This window comes from Buttiauxella gaviniae (assembly GCF_040786275.1).
Classification (GTDB): Bacteria; Pseudomonadota; Gammaproteobacteria; order Enterobacterales; family Enterobacteriaceae; genus Buttiauxella; species Buttiauxella gaviniae_A.
The window spans coordinates 3,433,228-3,448,267 of the sequence record NZ_JBFMVT010000002.1 but is presented as its reverse complement, the minus strand read 5'-3'; the positions used below and the strand labels follow the sequence as shown (position 1 = coordinate 3,448,267).

The 15,040-nt window shown below is 50.0% G+C and carries 13 protein-coding genes; all 13 read right to left on the bottom strand.

Annotated elements, in window-relative coordinates:
• Window positions 1-142: 142 nt before the first annotated feature.
• The 13 genes from kdsB to AB1E22_RS16470 all read right to left on the bottom strand — a co-directional run bounded on the left by kdsB (window position 143) and on the right by AB1E22_RS16470 (window position 15,010).
• A complete protein-coding gene (gene kdsB / locus AB1E22_RS16530) occupies window positions 143-889 on the bottom strand; it encodes a 3-deoxy-manno-octulosonate cytidylyltransferase (RefSeq protein WP_367596319.1) in 747 nt (248 codons plus the stop codon).
• Window positions 886-1,068 (bottom strand): protein YcaR, encoded by a 183-nt coding sequence (ycaR, locus tag AB1E22_RS16525; protein WP_367596318.1) that lies wholly within the window; start codon window positions 1,066-1,068, stop codon window positions 886-888. The genes kdsB and ycaR overlap by 4 nt, the downstream gene beginning before the upstream one ends.
• A gap of 46 nt (window positions 1,069-1,114) precedes the next feature.
• Window positions 1,115-2,350, bottom strand: a complete 1,236-nt coding sequence (locus AB1E22_RS16520; protein ID WP_367596317.1) for a winged helix-turn-helix domain-containing protein — start codon at window positions 2,348-2,350, stop codon at window positions 1,115-1,117.
• Window positions 2,351-2,398: 48 nt separating this feature from the next.
• Window positions 2,399-3,388 carry a tetraacyldisaccharide 4'-kinase gene (lpxK, locus tag AB1E22_RS16515; RefSeq protein WP_367596316.1) on the bottom strand — a complete coding sequence of 330 codons (990 nt, stop codon included), beginning with the start codon at window positions 3,386-3,388 and terminating at the stop codon, window positions 2,399-2,401.
• Complete coding sequence (gene msbA, locus AB1E22_RS16510) at window positions 3,385-5,133, bottom strand: lipid A ABC transporter ATP-binding protein/permease MsbA (protein WP_367596315.1); 1,749 nt, start codon at window positions 5,131-5,133, stop codon at window positions 3,385-3,387. Before msbA ends, lpxK begins: the two co-directional genes overlap by 4 nt.
• 37 nt (window positions 5,134-5,170) lie before the next feature.
• Window positions 5,171-7,441, bottom strand: a complete 2,271-nt coding sequence (locus AB1E22_RS16505) for a ComEC family protein (RefSeq protein ID WP_367596314.1) — start codon at window positions 7,439-7,441, stop codon at window positions 5,171-5,173.
• Between the two features lie 203 nt (window positions 7,442-7,644).
• Window positions 7,645-7,932 carry an integration host factor subunit beta gene (ihfB, locus tag AB1E22_RS16500; RefSeq protein ID WP_034456367.1) on the bottom strand — a complete coding sequence of 96 codons (288 nt, stop codon included), beginning with the start codon at window positions 7,930-7,932 and terminating at the stop codon, window positions 7,645-7,647.
• A 90-nt stretch (window positions 7,933-8,022) separates the two neighbouring features.
• Window positions 8,023-9,699 carry a 30S ribosomal protein S1 gene (gene rpsA / locus AB1E22_RS16495; RefSeq protein WP_367596313.1) on the bottom strand — a complete coding sequence of 559 codons (1,677 nt, stop codon included), beginning with the start codon at window positions 9,697-9,699 and terminating at the stop codon, window positions 8,023-8,025.
• Between the two features lie 194 nt (window positions 9,700-9,893).
• Window positions 9,894-10,580: a (d)CMP kinase gene (cmk, locus tag AB1E22_RS16490; protein ID WP_367596312.1), complete on the bottom strand. Its 687-nt coding sequence runs from the start codon at window positions 10,578-10,580 to the stop codon at window positions 9,894-9,896.
• A gap of 180 nt (window positions 10,581-10,760) precedes the next feature.
• Entirely contained in the window at window positions 10,761-11,519 is a 759-nt protein-coding gene (locus AB1E22_RS16485) for a M48 family metallopeptidase (protein ID WP_367596311.1), read from the bottom strand.
• Window positions 11,520-11,708: 189 nt separating this feature from the next.
• Window positions 11,709-12,992 carry a 3-phosphoshikimate 1-carboxyvinyltransferase gene (aroA, locus tag AB1E22_RS16480; RefSeq protein WP_367597387.1) on the bottom strand — a complete coding sequence of 428 codons (1,284 nt, stop codon included), beginning with the start codon at window positions 12,990-12,992 and terminating at the stop codon, window positions 11,709-11,711.
• A gap of 79 nt (window positions 12,993-13,071) precedes the next feature.
• Complete coding sequence (serC, locus tag AB1E22_RS16475) at window positions 13,072-14,157, bottom strand: 3-phosphoserine/phosphohydroxythreonine transaminase (RefSeq protein WP_367596310.1); 1,086 nt, start codon at window positions 14,155-14,157, stop codon at window positions 13,072-13,074.
• Window positions 14,158-14,317: 160 nt separating this feature from the next.
• Window positions 14,318-15,010: a YetF domain-containing protein gene (locus AB1E22_RS16470; RefSeq protein WP_367596309.1), complete on the bottom strand. Its 693-nt coding sequence runs from the start codon at window positions 15,008-15,010 to the stop codon at window positions 14,318-14,320.
• Window positions 15,011-15,040: the final 30 nt, after the last annotated feature.

The window sequence follows — 15,040 nt, the reverse complement described above, 5'->3', positions numbered from 1 at the left end:
TCATTACCCCTTACAACACTGGTGGTTTTATAATGAGCTTGCTTGCTAGAGATGTCATCACCTCAGATCAATATGGCTTCAGATAATAAAAAAACCGGCGCTGGGCACCGGTTTTTAACGTGTGAGCCTTAAAAGACGGCTATTAAGACATTGCCTGACGCACACGCTCCAGATCTTCTGGCGTATCAACACCGATACTTGGGATCTCTTTCGCTACGGCGACGTGGATTTTTTCACCATTCCACAGAACACGCAGTTGTTCGAGCATTTCGATTTGCTCAAGTTGGCTTGGTGCCCAGGTCACATAGCGGCGGATGAAACCAGCGCGGTAACCGTAGATACCAATGTGACGCAGTAGAGAATCACCAATCGCTTCACGCGACTGAGCAAAACGGTCTCTGTCCCATGGAATGGTCGCACGGGAGAAATAGAGCGCGTAGCCTTGCGCATCCATCACCACTTTTACTGCATTCGGGTTAAACGCTTCTTCCGCAGAGTCAATTGGCACGGCAAGTGTTGCCATGCCCGCCTGGCTATTCGCCAGATTGCTGGCAACCTGGCTGATGATTGCAGGAGGGATCATCGGCTCATCACCTTGCACATTCACAATCACGGTATCGTCGCTAAATCCGCATTTTTCAATGACTTCAGCAAGACGTTCTGTACCAGACTGGTGGTCGGCTCGGGTCATACAAACTTCACCGCCTGCGGCTTCAACCGCGCGAGCCACTTCTTCGTGATCGGTTGCTACGATGATACGTTCGGCGCCCGATTCACGAGCACGTTCCATAACGTGAACGACCATCGGTTTACCGTTAATATCTTTAAGCGGTTTGCCCGGCAAGCGCGTAGAGGCATAGCGAGCTGGAATTATTGCCACAAAACTCATGGATTCGTCTCGTCAGAAGTCAGAACGCGAGCTTCGGTCTCCAGCAGCACGGGAATACCATCGCGCAGAGGGAAGGCCAGGCGATCAGGTTTGCAGATAAGCTCCTGCTTTTCCTGATTAAAGTAGAGCTTGCCGTTACAAACAGGGCAAGCAATGATTTCAAGTAATCGATGATCCATGGTTACTCCAGAATGGCTGCCATCAAAGGCAACAGAATATCATAACTCATTCGTTCACCGGGCTAATTTCCCAACCTTTACCCCATGATGACGCTAACATTGCGGGAATATTTCCAAGGCGAATCAGCGTTGCCCCCTGCCAGCGAGCGAAATCCGTGAGCGCTGTGTGCAAGCCGTTATTCAATGATTGAGTGGGCTTAATGCCCTCTTCAAGATAAAGGCTGATCACTTCCAGCTCCTGAGTTTTACGGTGCATTTTTGCATCCATTCGCCCGACTAACACACCCTGATGTAGCAGCGGCAAAACAAAATAGCCGTATTTACGTTTTTCAGCAGGGGTATAACATTCAAGGCGATAAGAAAAGTTAAATAGTGCCTCAGCACGCTTGCGATCCCAGACGACGGGATCAAAAGGCGATAACACTGCGCTATGGGTAGCACGGAGCACATTTTGTTCAGCTTTCTCCAGCAGTGGTAGTTGGTCGCGATGAAGCCACATCTCACCCATATCATCGACATTCACCGGCATCACAATGCCCTTCTCCTGCCACTGGGCTAACAGCGGTTTAAGCGGGATATTTCGCAGCCGGTAGTAATCTGCCAGCCACTCAGGGCGGAAAATGCCGAGGCTACGCGCACTGTTTTCCAGCATTTGTTGCTCAGCATCGAGTTTGTGAATCAGATGCAGGTCGTCATTCCAGTGCGGCATCACGCGAGAAGTCAGATCGTAGACGCGCTGGAAGTTACGCCGCTCAATCACCATCACTTTGCCAGCGGTGAACAGACCTTCAAGGTGCTTTTTATGAGGCTTCCATTCCCACCAGCCGCTCGCACCTTTGCGGGGATGTTCAAAATCGACTGAACGCACCGGGCCATTGCTCTCAATGTACGCTAGTAACTTTTCAATCTCTTCAGCATGCTCAACCATCCATTCAGAGCGGTATTTCCAGCCCATTTTCTCTGGGTTCAACATTCGATGGCGTATTAGCGAAAAATCTTCTCGGGGTAAAAAACAGGCTTCGTGCGCCCAATACTCCATGAGTTCGCCACGAAGCAGCGCATCATCAAGCCAGTGTTGCGGGAAATTACCTAAGCGGCTGAATAGCACCAGGTAGGGGCTGCGGGCAACGATATTGATGGTATCAATCTGAAGCAGTGACATGCGGGAAATCGTGGCGGTAACATCGGCAGGCTTAGGGCGACGGCGAGGTTTTAGCAATAAGCCTTGGGCGGAAAGATGAAGGTTGCGCGCTGCACGTAAAGTCAGTTGCGGTACAGACATGAAGGGATCCTGTCGTCAGCAAACTCAGATTTTGCCTGGCGCACTCACTTACGCATCGCGCACCAGCGCCACAAGGGACTGCAATAATGCATCAGCCTGGGGCTGTGCCAGATGCGCATCAACCGGTAAATACCACCAGTTATCGTGGCCGTTCACAAATGCCCGGCACTTCACCGCATCTTTCTCAGTCATAAGCAGGGTTTGCCCCGCCTGGACTAATTTTACAACATCGCTTTCGCTCAGAGCCTGATGATCGGCAAGGCTAACAGTCTGAACAGGGGTAACGCCGCATTGTTGTAATGTAGCGAAAAAGCGTGGTGGATGGCCAATACCCGCCATGGCGACTACGTTTTCCAATTGATTTACCGGGCGACGATCACCCGTCAGCAGATTCACCGCCTCGCCGGGCTGCAACGTCATGGCAATTTCACCCGCTTTTGCATCACCACCGTTGGCGATAACTGCATCAACGGAAGCAAGGCGACCAGTACGTTCTCGCATTGGCCCGGCAGGAAGCCACCAGCCGTTGCCAAACCGCCTGACCCCATCGACAACTACAATCTCTTTATCACGCGCCAGCGCGTAATGCTGCAAACCGTCATCGGTGATGATTAACTGCGGCTGTACTTTTTCCACCAGCATTTGCACCGCGTCACTTCGCCGCGGAGCAACCGCAACTGCCGCACCGGTACGCTGGTAGATAAGAACCGGTTCATCACCCGCCTGGGCGGTAGTGGTTTTTTGGTCAAGTAATAACGGATAGTGCTCTGCTTTACCGCCGTAGCCGCGAGAAACCACACCCACGCGAATCCCTCGCTGCTGCAACTGTTCTACCAACCAGATCACAACCGGCGTTTTGCCATTACCACCCGCTGTCAGATTTCCAACAACGACCACGGGTACGGGCGCATGCCAGCTCTTTTTAAGCCCTAAGCGGTAGCTCAGACGAATAGCACCGCTCACCAGGCCATAAAGCCAGGAGAGCGGTAACAGCAAAAGGTAGAGAGGAGATTTCCCCGACCAAATGCGTTCTATCATGAACCGAATTGCATCCGATGCAGTTGGGCGTAAACCCCGCGATGTTCAAGCAATTCTGCGTGTGAACCGCGTTCTACGATGCGCCCGTCTTCCACCACCACGATTTCATCCGCCTGTTCAATGGTTGATAAACGGTGAGCAATCACCAGTGAAGTACGGTTTTTCTGCAACTCATCTAACGCCGCCTGAATAGCACGTTCTGATTCTGTATCCAGAGCAGATGTCGCTTCATCAAGAATCAGGATTGGGCTGTCGCGCAACAAAGCACGAGCGATGGCGATACGCTGGCGTTGACCACCAGACAGCAACACACCGTTTTCGCCAATGATGGTATCCAGACCATTATCCATTTTGCCGATGAAGTCCATAGCGTAAGCCATGCGTGCCGCTTTTTCGATATCTTCCCGGCCGTACTGCTCAGTACGTGCGTAAGCGATATTGTTCGCTACCGTATCGTTGAACAAGTGGACATTCTGAGAAACAAGTGCGACCTGGTTACGCAGAGAAGATAAGGTGTACTCACGAATATCCACGCCATCAATCAGAATATTACCTTCCTGAATATCGTAAAAACGCGTCATCAGGCTGGCGATGGTAGATTTACCAGAACCAGAACGGCCAACCAGTGCCACGGTTTTCCCGGCAGGGATAGTCAGATTGATATTGCGAAGCGCAGGCACTTCACGACCAGGATAGGTGAAGGTTACGTCACGGAATTCAACGTCGCCTTTAGCACGCTCAATTACGCGAGTCCCTTCGTCTTTTTCCTGTTCAGAATCGAGGATAGAGAATAACGTCTGGCAAGCAGCCATACCGCGCTGGAACTGAGCATTCACGTTAGTCAGTGATTTCAGTGGGCGCATCAGTGCAATCATGGAAGAGAACACAACGGTAATGGTACCGGCGGTCAGCGTTTCCATCACACTTGGGAAGCTTGCGGCATAAATAACGAAAGCCAGTGCCAGAGAAGCAATCAGCTGAATAATTGGGTCAGAAATAGACGATGCCGACACCAGTTTCATCCCCTGGCGACGCATACGGTTGCTGACTTTGTTGAAGCGTTCGGTTTCAACTTCCTGGCCGCCGAAGATCAGAACTTCTTTATGGCCTTTCAGCATCTGCTCAGCACTGGTAGTCACCTGCCCCATCGTGTTTTGCATATTTTTGCTGATATTACGGAAACGCTTAGAAACCATGCGAATCGCAAAAGAGACAATTGGTGCGAGGACAATCAGAATCAACGAAAGCTGCCAGCTGTACCAGAACATCAACACGAACAAGCCGATAATGGACGCACCTTCGCGCACAACCGTTATCAGTGCACTTGAGGATGAAGAGGCAACCTGCTCCGAATCATAAGTAATACGAGAAAGCAGCGTACCGGTAGATTGTTGGTCGAAGAACGCAACCGGCATCCCCATCATATGGCTGAACAGGCGGCGACGCATGTTCATGACGACCTGACCGGAAACCCAGGATATGCAGTAGCTTGAGACGTAGCTCGTAACGCCACGCAACACCATCAGTGCGATAACAACTAACGGCATCCATAGCAGAACCGATTTATCGGTTTTTCCAAAACCATCATCCAGTAACGGTTTAAGCAAAGACAGCATATAGGTATCACTGGCAGCGTTAAGGATTAACGCAATCCCTGCCACAATCAGACCGGGTTTAAAAGGTGCGATTATCGGCCAAAGACGGCGGAAGGTCTGCCACGTGGATAGATCTTTATCGTTATGCATTAAGTCAAACCAGCATTAGATGAAATAGCCGCATATTCTACCCATTATCCCTCGATACACCAAACCACTGATGATACCAACGGGGTAAAATTTGCGCTCTGAAGCCATTGATTTGCCATTTATCACTATTTATATCGATAGTGAGTTGGCCTGATTGTGCTGTGTCGTACCAAACGTAACCCTGAGATTGGTAGTGTTTGATTACTTTACTGGACGGTAAATGCCAGGCGTTGTAGCGCGATGTGGACGCTAAGGCAGCACTTCCCTTTACCGCACGTAACAACGGTGCGCCCGAAGAAGTACGGCTACCGTGATGAGGCACCTGAACAATATCAGCATGTAACAGCCCCCATCGCCTCTTCAGCATAGCTAATTCCGCTTCGACTTCCACATCACCGGTAAGCAAAATGCGAAAGTGCCCGTCACTGACCATCACCACGCATGAGCCATTATTACCCGTCATTACGGGCTGAGGCGGTGGCCACTGCACGGTAAACTGTAAACCTTGCCATTCCCACCGCTCCCCCTGAAAACAGGGATGATGCCCTGCCCATCGCAAAGGGCTTCGAATTTTCAGCGCAGGCCATTCATAGAGCAAACTATTCAATCCACCCCGATGATCGAGGTGCTCATGACTGATGACCACCTGCTCAAGAGATAAATTGTGCCAACGTAGCCAGGGAATAATCACTTGCCGGGCCGCGTCTCCTCCAGGCCAGGCATTCCCTGTATCGTATAAAAAGACTTTACCCTGCCGGACAATGGCAATCGCCAGGCCGTGTCCCACATCGAGCATATTAACTTGCCACGCATCGTCTTTTTCCTCTTCCCGAGAGGTGGAGACAGCCAGCGTCAGCATCAGCGCAATCATAGAGAAAGGCGCACTGCGCCATAGCGATAAACGGTAGATAAACACGGCAATCCAACCACTGAGGCTGAGAATCTGAAAGCGTTTAGCCACTTCAAACCAACCATCTGGCAACCATGCCAACGTAGTAAAAAGCAGGGCTAAGAGTCGATCCACTCCCCACCATAAATACTCCCCTATCCACGGAATATTAGTGAGTACTAAGCCCGCCAATAGCAGCGGCACAACGGCAAAAGAAATCAACGGCACCGCCACTAAATTTGCTAGCAGTGCACTGAGGCTGAGCCCGTGGAAAATGAAAATTTGTAGCGGCAACAGCAAAACCATAATGCCAATTTGTAAGTGCAATAACGCCAATGGATAACGAAAAATCCCTTTCGCCGTAGCAATGAATCGAGGAAGCGGCATCCACTGGTACCAGAAGATAAGAGACGCCACGGCCAATACTGATAACAAAAAGCTATCTGACAATACCGTTAGGGGATCATAAATCAATATTCCTGCGATACAACAAAGCCATACCTCCCAGCTCGACCAATAACGCCCCTGCAACCGAAGAAATAACCAGATCGTTACGCCAATTAGCGCTCTTGCAGCAGGTGGGTTTCCTCCTGCAAGCCAGGTATAAATAGCCGCAGCAAAGACGCTGGCGAGAAGAGGCATTCTGAAATGGATTCGATGAGCGGGAAAAGCGAATTGCACTAAACGAGCGATGAGCCAGCCGACCATCGCAGCCAGTGAAATATGCATCCCTGAGATAGCCATAAGATGAGCGGTTCCACTCTGGCGCAGTAAGTTTTTCTGCTCGTCACTCACTCCAGCACGTTCACCAAAAGCGAGGGCCAGAATGACCCCTTGATAAGGTAACTGTTGTGTCGTCTTTTCTACCGCAGTAAGCCAGTAGGAACGCAAGCTGCATACCGAAGAGATTCGTTTTGCATCGAGAATACGCGCGCTTAAAAGTTGGTGCTGCGCGAGGGCGTACCGCTGGCTATCGAAGCCCCCCTCGTTAAGCTGCCCATGGACTGGCCGTAGGTGCACCTTCATGCGAAAACGTTGCCCAGCACAAAGATCGTCTGATAAATAGCTGCCCAAGCTTCTGATTCCTACAGGAGGAAAAACTCTTTTACCCTCCAGAGAAACGATTTTTAATTCATGATTCTGTTTGCCATCACTACGTTCAACAACGGCTTCAACAACTACTGCTTTTCTCGTCCATTGCTCAAAGGGCATCAGAGTTTCTCTGGCATTAAATAACGCCCAGCACAAACAGAGCAGGCCAAATGCTGCGTAACGCGCCCATTGATGGCGGATGAGCGCGATACATAATGTAGCAATAAACAGGGCTGCCATAATCGGAAGACGAGGAATCGACGGCAGCCACATTAAAGGGACAATGCCAAACACTGCGCTGAAACATAACCCAATAAGATTTCCCACGACCACCTCCCTGTTACGGGCAGTCTGAGGTATCTCTATGTTTGCGTCAGCGACGCTTTATTAGTATTACGAGGAGGTTTCCAGACATTTTATGAAGAATGAAAATAGAGCTAACGATTTTGCGAACCTGCTCGAAAAGAGAGATTTTGGGCATAAAAAAACGGCACCCGTAGGTACCGTTCTTAGGGATTAAATCCGAAGATTTAATTACCGTAAATGTTGGCGCGGTCACGCAACTCTTTACCTGGTTTAAAGTGCGGAACGTATTTACCTTCCAGATCCACTTTATCGCCAGTTTTTGGGTTACGTCCGGTGCGAGGTGCGCGATAGTGTAAGGAAAAACTGCCGAAACCCCGGATTTCAATACGCTCACCTTGGGCAAGAGTAGAGGCCATATGCTCCAGCATCTCTTTTACTGCATCTTCTACAGCTTTCGCTGGGATGTGAGATTGCTGAGTTGCAAGTCTTTCTATCAATTCTGACTTGGTCATGATTCCTCCGGTTTCCTTTCAGGAAAATTAGCTTACACCAATCAATCGAACAAGGGCGGCCGTAGCCGCCCTGATTTAGTGCTCAGACGATTACTCGCCTTTAGCTGCTTTGAATGCTTCAGCCATAGCGTTAGAGAAGTTCGGTGCATCTTCCTGTTTGTTGTTAACAGAAGCGATTGCATCTTTCTCGTCAGCTTCGTCTTTAGCACGAACAGACAGGCTTACAACACGGTTTTTACGGTCAACGCCAGTGAATTTAGCTTCAACGTCGTCGCCTACGCTCAGAACCAGAGTTGCATCTTCAACGCGGTCACGGGAAGCTTCAGAAGCACGCAGGTAGCCTTCTACGCCATCTGCTAATTCAACTGTAGCACCTTTCGCGTCAACTGCTGTTACTTTACCAGTAACGATAGTACCTTTCTTGTTCAGCGCAACGTAGTTGTTGAACGGATCTTCTGCGAGTTGTTTAACACCCAGGGAGATACGCTCACGTTCTGCGTCAACTTGCAGAACCACAGCCGCGATTTCGTCGCCTTTTTTGTATTCACGAACTGCTTCTTCGCCTGCAACGTTCCAGGAGATATCAGACAGGTGAACCAGGCCGTCGATGCCACCGTCCAGGCCGATGAAGATACCGAAGTCAGTGATAGACTTGATTTTACCTTCAACGCGGTCGCCCTTGTTGTGGGTTTCAGCGAACAGCTGCCATGGGTTAGATTTGCACTGCTTCAGACCCAGGGAGATACGACGACGTTCTTCGTCGATATCCAGAACCATAACTTCCACTACATCACCAACGTTAACAACTTTGGATGGGTGGATGTTTTTGTTGGTCCAATCCATTTCGGAAACGTGAACCAGACCTTCAACGCCTTCTTCGATTTCTACGAAGCAGCCGTAATCAGTCAGGTTAGTCACGCGACCAGTCAGTTTGGTACCTTCTGGATAACGCTTAGCGATTGCGACCCATGGATCTTCGCCCAGTTGTTTCAGACCCAGAGACACACGAGTACGCTCACGGTCGAACTTCAGTACTTTAACGGTAATTTCATCGCCAACATTCACGATTTCGCTTGGATGCTTAACGCGTTTCCATGCCATATCAGTGATGTGCAGCAGGCCGTCAACGCCGCCCAGATCAACGAATGCACCGTAGTCAGTGAGGTTCTTAACGATACCTTTAACTTCCATGCCTTCTTGCAGGTTTTCCAGCAGTTGATCACGTTCTGCGCTGTTTTCGGATTCGATAACTGCACGACGAGAAACAACAACGTTGTTACGCTTCTGGTCCAGCTTGATGACTTTGAACTCAAGCTCTTTGCCTTCCAGGTGCAGAGTGTCACGTACCGGACGAACGTCAACCAGGGAACCTGGCAGGAACGCACGAATACCGTTCAGCTCTACAGTGAAGCCACCCTTAACTTTGCCGTTGATGATACCGACCACAGTTTCAGCTTCTTCGTAAGCTTTTTCCAGCGTGATCCAAGCTTCGTGACGCTTAGCTTTTTCACGGGACAGCAGAGTTTCGCCAAAGCCATCTTCAACAGCGTCCAGAGCAACATCAACTTCGTCACCAACCTGGATTTCCAGCTCGCCAGCAGCGTTTTTGAACTGCTCTGCAGGAATTGCAGACTCAGATTTCAGACCGGCGTCAACCAGTACTACGTCTTTGTCGATAGCAACTACTACGCCACGAACGATGGAACCCGGACGGGTTTCGATTGTTTTCAGGGATTCTTCAAAGAGTTGAGCGAAAGATTCAGTCATGTTGTTAATCTTCAAGGTTCTTTAGTTTAACGTCCATTTAGCATCCCGCCGAATGGGGTTGTTTCACATACCCCGCCATTGGCTCCATGCCGACAGGGTTTAGGTTACAGGGGTAAAAAACTACCCGATATGTCAGGATACCATTATGGCAATATCATGACAAATATGACAAAACAGCCACCAGCACACTATTTCTACTGTGCTGGTGTTAAAATTTTCTGCGCGTATGTCAGCGCTTGTTTGATGACATCGTCGATGGACATGCTGGTTGAATCCAGCACCAACGCATCTGCGGCAGGCACTAACGGCGCTACAGCCCGATTGCGATCGCGGTCATCACGTTCTTTAATTTCTGCCAAAAGGCGCTCAAAGTTAACACTAAAGCCCTTCTCCTGCAACTGCAGCATACGCCTGTGCGCACGTTCTTCGGAGGAGGCGTCAAGGAATATTTTTACTGGCGCATCAGGGAAAACCACGGTCCCCATATCACGGCCATCAGCAATCAGGCCTGGTGCCTCTCTGAATGCACGTTGACGACGTAATAATGCTTCGCGAACTCGAGGGAAAGCCGCCACCTGGGAAGCCGCGTTCGCCACTTCTTGAGTACGAATTTCTGCGCTAACGTCTTCGCCTTCGAGGATCACTTCCAGATTGCCATTATTCGCAACAAAACGGACGTCAAGGTGTGCCGCTAGCGGGACCAGCGCATCTTCGGAGGCAACGTCAACCTGATGGTGCAGGGCCGCCAATGCTAGCACTCGATAAATTGCTCCAGAATCAAGCAGATGCCATTGTAACGCTTCCGCCATGGCTTTACACAGCGTGCCTTTACCTGCGCCGCTTGGGCCATCAATCGTTATTACCGGGGCGGGTGCCGTCATCGTACTCTCCTCTCGCTGGAATTGCGGACCTAAAATATCAACGCCGCATATTATACGCCGCCAGAATCCTGACCGTTATCTTTCATGCCAATTATCGTCGTTAATGAAGCTGAGTGTAGAAGAATTGCGCAACTTGAGTACGAACTGGCAGAAGGCCAGTTCGTAGAGTGTGAAATAGAATTATTTTTTGTCAGCTGCGATACGATCGCGAATATGTTGTGCGCGCTCGGCCGATGGAGGGTGTGAGTCAAACATAGATTTAGATGTGCCGCCGTCAAGCGTGGAAAGTTTATCAAAACTGCTCGCCAGCCCCTGGGTGTTAATCTTACGTTTTTTCAGCAGATCGTAAGAGAAGTCATCGGCTTCTGATTCTTCACTGCGGGAAAACGTGGCATTAATGACGCCTTCTGCCAAATCACCGAGCTGAGACTGGGAAAGTTGAGAGGCAACACCGCTGGTAGCAGAAACCGCATCTCGCGCGGCGAGAGTGGCATAAGCAGTTTGTAGTTTCTCGCGAGAATGCCCCAGCGCAACGTGCCCCATTTCATGGCCCAGAACGCCTTCGACTTCATTGTCGTTCATCATATCCATCAAACCGCTATACACACGGACACAGCCATTCGCCATTGCCCAGGCATTAATATCGCTGGTCATATAGACTTTGTAATTTACCGGGGTGCCGTTAATTTGGTTGCCCAGCGCTTTCGCGATTTTGTTCAGGCGTTTTGTGTACTTGCTCGATTTACCGGCGATTTCATTTTGGTTGTCCATCTCTTTGCAAGACTGGTTGGCAACCGCTTTAACATCCGCATCGGTAAGAGTTGCCGCTTTGTAAGCTGACATACCGGACGACGCTATTTTATCGCCATTCATACCCTGACAGCCCGCAAGCGCCCCTGCAATGAATGTCACCAGTGCTACCGTTTTAAAAATCTTCATAATTATCTTCCGTTGATGAATCATAAATTTAATAAATCATTAATTTATCAGCTAAATCGGAAGAGAGATTAACAGCGGCGCAGGCGGGTGCAATAAGGGAAGAGGTACGGAAACGGAGTTGCATCGGTGAAAGGTTTATTGCAGAAAATCGCTCCGGTGCGCAGTGCTACCGGAGCAAGTTTTCACGCATTAAGCGGGGGTGCTAATACGTGCTAATTGTTCGAAATAGTCAGGGAAAGTTTTCGCAGTACATTTCGGGTCAAGGATTGTAACCGGGGTGTCAGACAATGCCACCAGCGAGAAACACATCGCCATACGGTGATCGTTATAAGTCCCAATTTCCGCGATTTGTAGCTGAGCCGGTGGCGTCACGGTAATGTAGTCTTCACCCTCTTCCACAACGGCACCGACTTTACGCAACTCGGTTGCCATCGCGCTCAGGCGGTCAGTTTCTTTGACGCGCCAGTTATAAATATTACGCAGCGTGGTTGTGCCTTTGGCAAATAACGCAGTTGTAGCGATAGTCATTGCCGCATCAGGGATGTGGTTCATGTCCATATCAATAGCGTTTAACTCACCACGTTCGCATGAGATGAAATCCTCACCCCAGGTGATTTTTGCGCCCATTTTTTCCAGAACGTCAGCAAAGCGGATATCGCCCTGCACGCTGTTGCGCCCGATACCGGTCACTTTTACCGTGCCACCTTTGATTGCACCAGCAGCGAGGAAGTAAGACGCTGAAGACGCATCACCTTCCACCAGATAAGCACCCGGTGAAATGTATTGCTGGCCGCCACGAATAACAAAACTGCGGTAATCGCGGTTCTCCACTTCCACACCAAAGGTTTTCATCAGGTGTAATGTGATGTCGATGTAGGGTTTCGATACCAGCTCACCTTTAATGGCGATTTCTGTGTCATTTGCAGCAAGTGGAGCCGTCATTAAGAGAGCGGTCAGGAACTGGCTAGAAACACTACCATCAACAGAAACCTGACCACCGCTAAAGCCACCACGTAAACGCAATGGAGGATAATTTTCCTGCTCCAGATAATCAATCTGCGCGCCGCCCTGCCGTAAAGCATCTACCAGGTGGCCAATCGGGCGTTCTTTCATGCGCGGCTCACCGGTCAACACAATGTTGTTGTTCCCCAGGCATAATGCTGCCGCCAATGGGCGCATTGCTGTACCCGCATTCCCCAAAAACAACTCCAGTTCACCTGCAGCCTGTAATGGCCCCCCCATACCTGTCACTTCACAACGCGTACGGTCGGCAGAAAGCGTGTAGTTTACACCCAATGCTTTCAGCGCGTTAAGCATATGGCGCACATCGTCACTATCCAGCAAATTAGTCAGTTCAGTCGTGCCAGAAGCGAGTGCGGCAAGCAGCAGCGCGCGGTTAGAAACACTTTTTGAACCAGGAAGATTAATCGTGCCGTCGACCAGTGCGATGGGGTGTAACGTCAGGGATTCCAGCATGGGGAAAATACTCTCAACTCAAACAGAATAAAAACCCCGCGAACCATGCCGCGGGGAGAATAACAACGAGCAAAAATTAACCGTGGCGACGTTCGAAGTCGACCATAAAGTCGGTTAATGCTTTTACGCCTTCCAGCGGCATAGCATTGTAGATAGAGGCTCGCATTCCGCCTACTACGCGGTGGCCCTTCAGAGCATGCAGACCAGCAGCAAACGACTCTTCAAGGAAGAGCTTATCCAGCGCACTGTCAGCCAACTGGAATGGCACGTTCATGCGTGAACGGTTAGCAGCGGCGACATCGTTACGGTAGAAATCGCTTTTATCGATAACACCATATAACAGTTCAGCCTTCGCCCTGTTAGTTTTATCCATGGCTTCCACCCCCCCCTGCTCTTTCAGCCATTTAAAGACCAGGCCGGAAAGATACCAGGCAAACGTTGGCGGGGTGTTGAACATGGAGTCGTTGTCGTTAAGTACGGTGTAATCAAGGATTGATGGGCAGGCTTTATGCGCTTTACCGAGCAAATCTTCACGTACTATTACCAACGTCAACCCCGCAGGGCCGATGTTTTTCTGCGCACCAGCGTAGATTACGCCGAAACGGCTAATATCAAGCGGGTGCGACAAAATAGAAGAAGAATAATCAGCCACAACGACTTTATCGCCAAAATCAGGCGTTTCGTGAGTTGCGATACCATCAATCGTTTCATTCGGGCAGTAATGCAGGTAGGCGCTGTCTTCAGAAACCTGCCATTCGCTCATCGGTTTGATGGCGCGTAAGCCGTCGACGGTGACTTTGGCATCTATAACATTAGGGGTGCAGTATTTATGCGCTTCTTTGACTGCGCTGCTCGCCCAGTAGCCGCCATCAACGTAGTCAGCCGTGGTTTTGTCGCCCAGCAGGTTTAATGGAACACCTGCGAATTGACCGCGACCGCCGCCATGACAGAACAAAACTTTGTAGTTCGAGGGGATTTGCAGCAGATCGCGAAAATCTTTTTCTGCTTCTTCAGCAACCTGAATAAACTCTTTACCACGGTGGCTAATCTCCATTACGGAAGTGCCTAAACCCTGCCAGTCGCAAAGTTCATGTTGCGCACGACGGAGCACATCAGCCGGTAGCATCGCCGGGCCGGAACTAAAATTGTATACCTGAGTCATTTCCCCTCACCACGCTTAGAGCAATAAGTTTTATCACGGTATCGGTTTTATCATTCAGTGGCAGAGGCTGCAATGGTTAATCAGGCGCGGCGGGGTAATGTGCGCAAAATCACACAACAGAATCAACCAGCCGCTGATTTAAACGCCCGATAAATGCCCGTCAGGTCACTCGTTTGGCGGTACTGGCTTTGACCCATAAATGATGCTGGCAGCGCGGGCACTTCATTTTTGTCCCGGCATCGAATGTCAGCACTTCGCTACAATGAATGCAGGCATAATCTCCATCCTCGGGCGTCACTTCGAAGCGTTCACTGCAATATTCTGGCAATATCGACAGCCCAGGGCGGACAAGATCGTCCGGAAAGTAATAAACGCTAATCTGACCATCGGTTTCAAGAATCGCCAGGCGCACCTGCCCCAGATGCTCCACGCCATGCAGGCGTAACTCCATAAAAAACTCAAATTCGGTCATGTTCTGGGCATTCATTTTCTCCCAGGCAAACTCCCCATCTTCGATAATAACCGCCGGTTTTCCTTCGAGGAGATTTTCCAGTTTTTCGCTGTGGCTCATCAACCACATTGCCAAACGGTACAAACAGGCGAGTGTGATAAATACGACGAAAACTGGCAACATCGGAACGTCATGATAGAACGCAACGTCCCCAGCCGCTGAGCCGAGCGTCAGGATTATCAACACTTCAAAGAGCGACATCTGCCGTACGCCACGTCTCCCGGTTATCTTCAAAAACAGGAACACTAATATAAAGGTGTAGAGGCTACGAAGAGAGACTTCCCAGAGAAAATCGAGAGGAACATCGTTTAAAGCCATCCGTTGGAGATCAAAGCTCTTCATTTATACCGCCATAACAGTGGGTTACTGACA

What these genes read in the sequence shown, in the direction of transcription:
- AB1E22_RS16520 (WP_367596317.1), bottom strand. Translation starts at nt 2,350, where the DNA reads ATGTCTGTACCGCAACTGACTTTACGTGCAGCGCGCAACCTTCATCTT.
- kdsB (WP_367596319.1), bottom strand. Translation starts at nt 889, where the DNA reads ATGAGTTTTGTGGCAATAATTCCAGCTCGCTATGCCTCTACGCGCTTG.
- ycaR (WP_367596318.1), bottom strand. Translation starts at nt 1,068, where the DNA reads ATGGATCATCGATTACTTGAAATCATTGCTTGCCCTGTTTGTAACGGC.
- msbA (WP_367596315.1), bottom strand. Translation starts at nt 5,133, where the DNA reads ATGCATAACGATAAAGATCTATCCACGTGGCAGACCTTCCGCCGTCTT.
- ihfB (WP_034456367.1), bottom strand. Translation starts at nt 7,932, where the DNA reads ATGACCAAGTCAGAATTGATAGAAAGACTTGCAACTCAGCAATCTCAC.
- AB1E22_RS16470 (WP_367596309.1), bottom strand. Translation starts at nt 15,010, where the DNA reads ATGAAGAGCTTTGATCTCCAACGGATGGCTTTAAACGATGTTCCTCTC.
- rpsA (WP_367596313.1), bottom strand. Translation starts at nt 9,699, where the DNA reads ATGACTGAATCTTTCGCTCAACTCTTTGAAGAATCCCTGAAAACAATC.
- lpxK (WP_367596316.1), bottom strand. Translation starts at nt 3,388, where the DNA reads ATGATAGAACGCATTTGGTCGGGGAAATCTCCTCTCTACCTTTTGCTG.
- serC (WP_367596310.1), bottom strand. Translation starts at nt 14,157, where the DNA reads ATGACTCAGGTATACAATTTTAGTTCCGGCCCGGCGATGCTACCGGCT.
- AB1E22_RS16485 (WP_367596311.1), bottom strand. Translation starts at nt 11,519, where the DNA reads ATGAAGATTTTTAAAACGGTAGCACTGGTGACATTCATTGCAGGGGCG.
- cmk (WP_367596312.1), bottom strand. Translation starts at nt 10,580, where the DNA reads ATGACGGCACCCGCCCCGGTAATAACGATTGATGGCCCAAGCGGCGCA.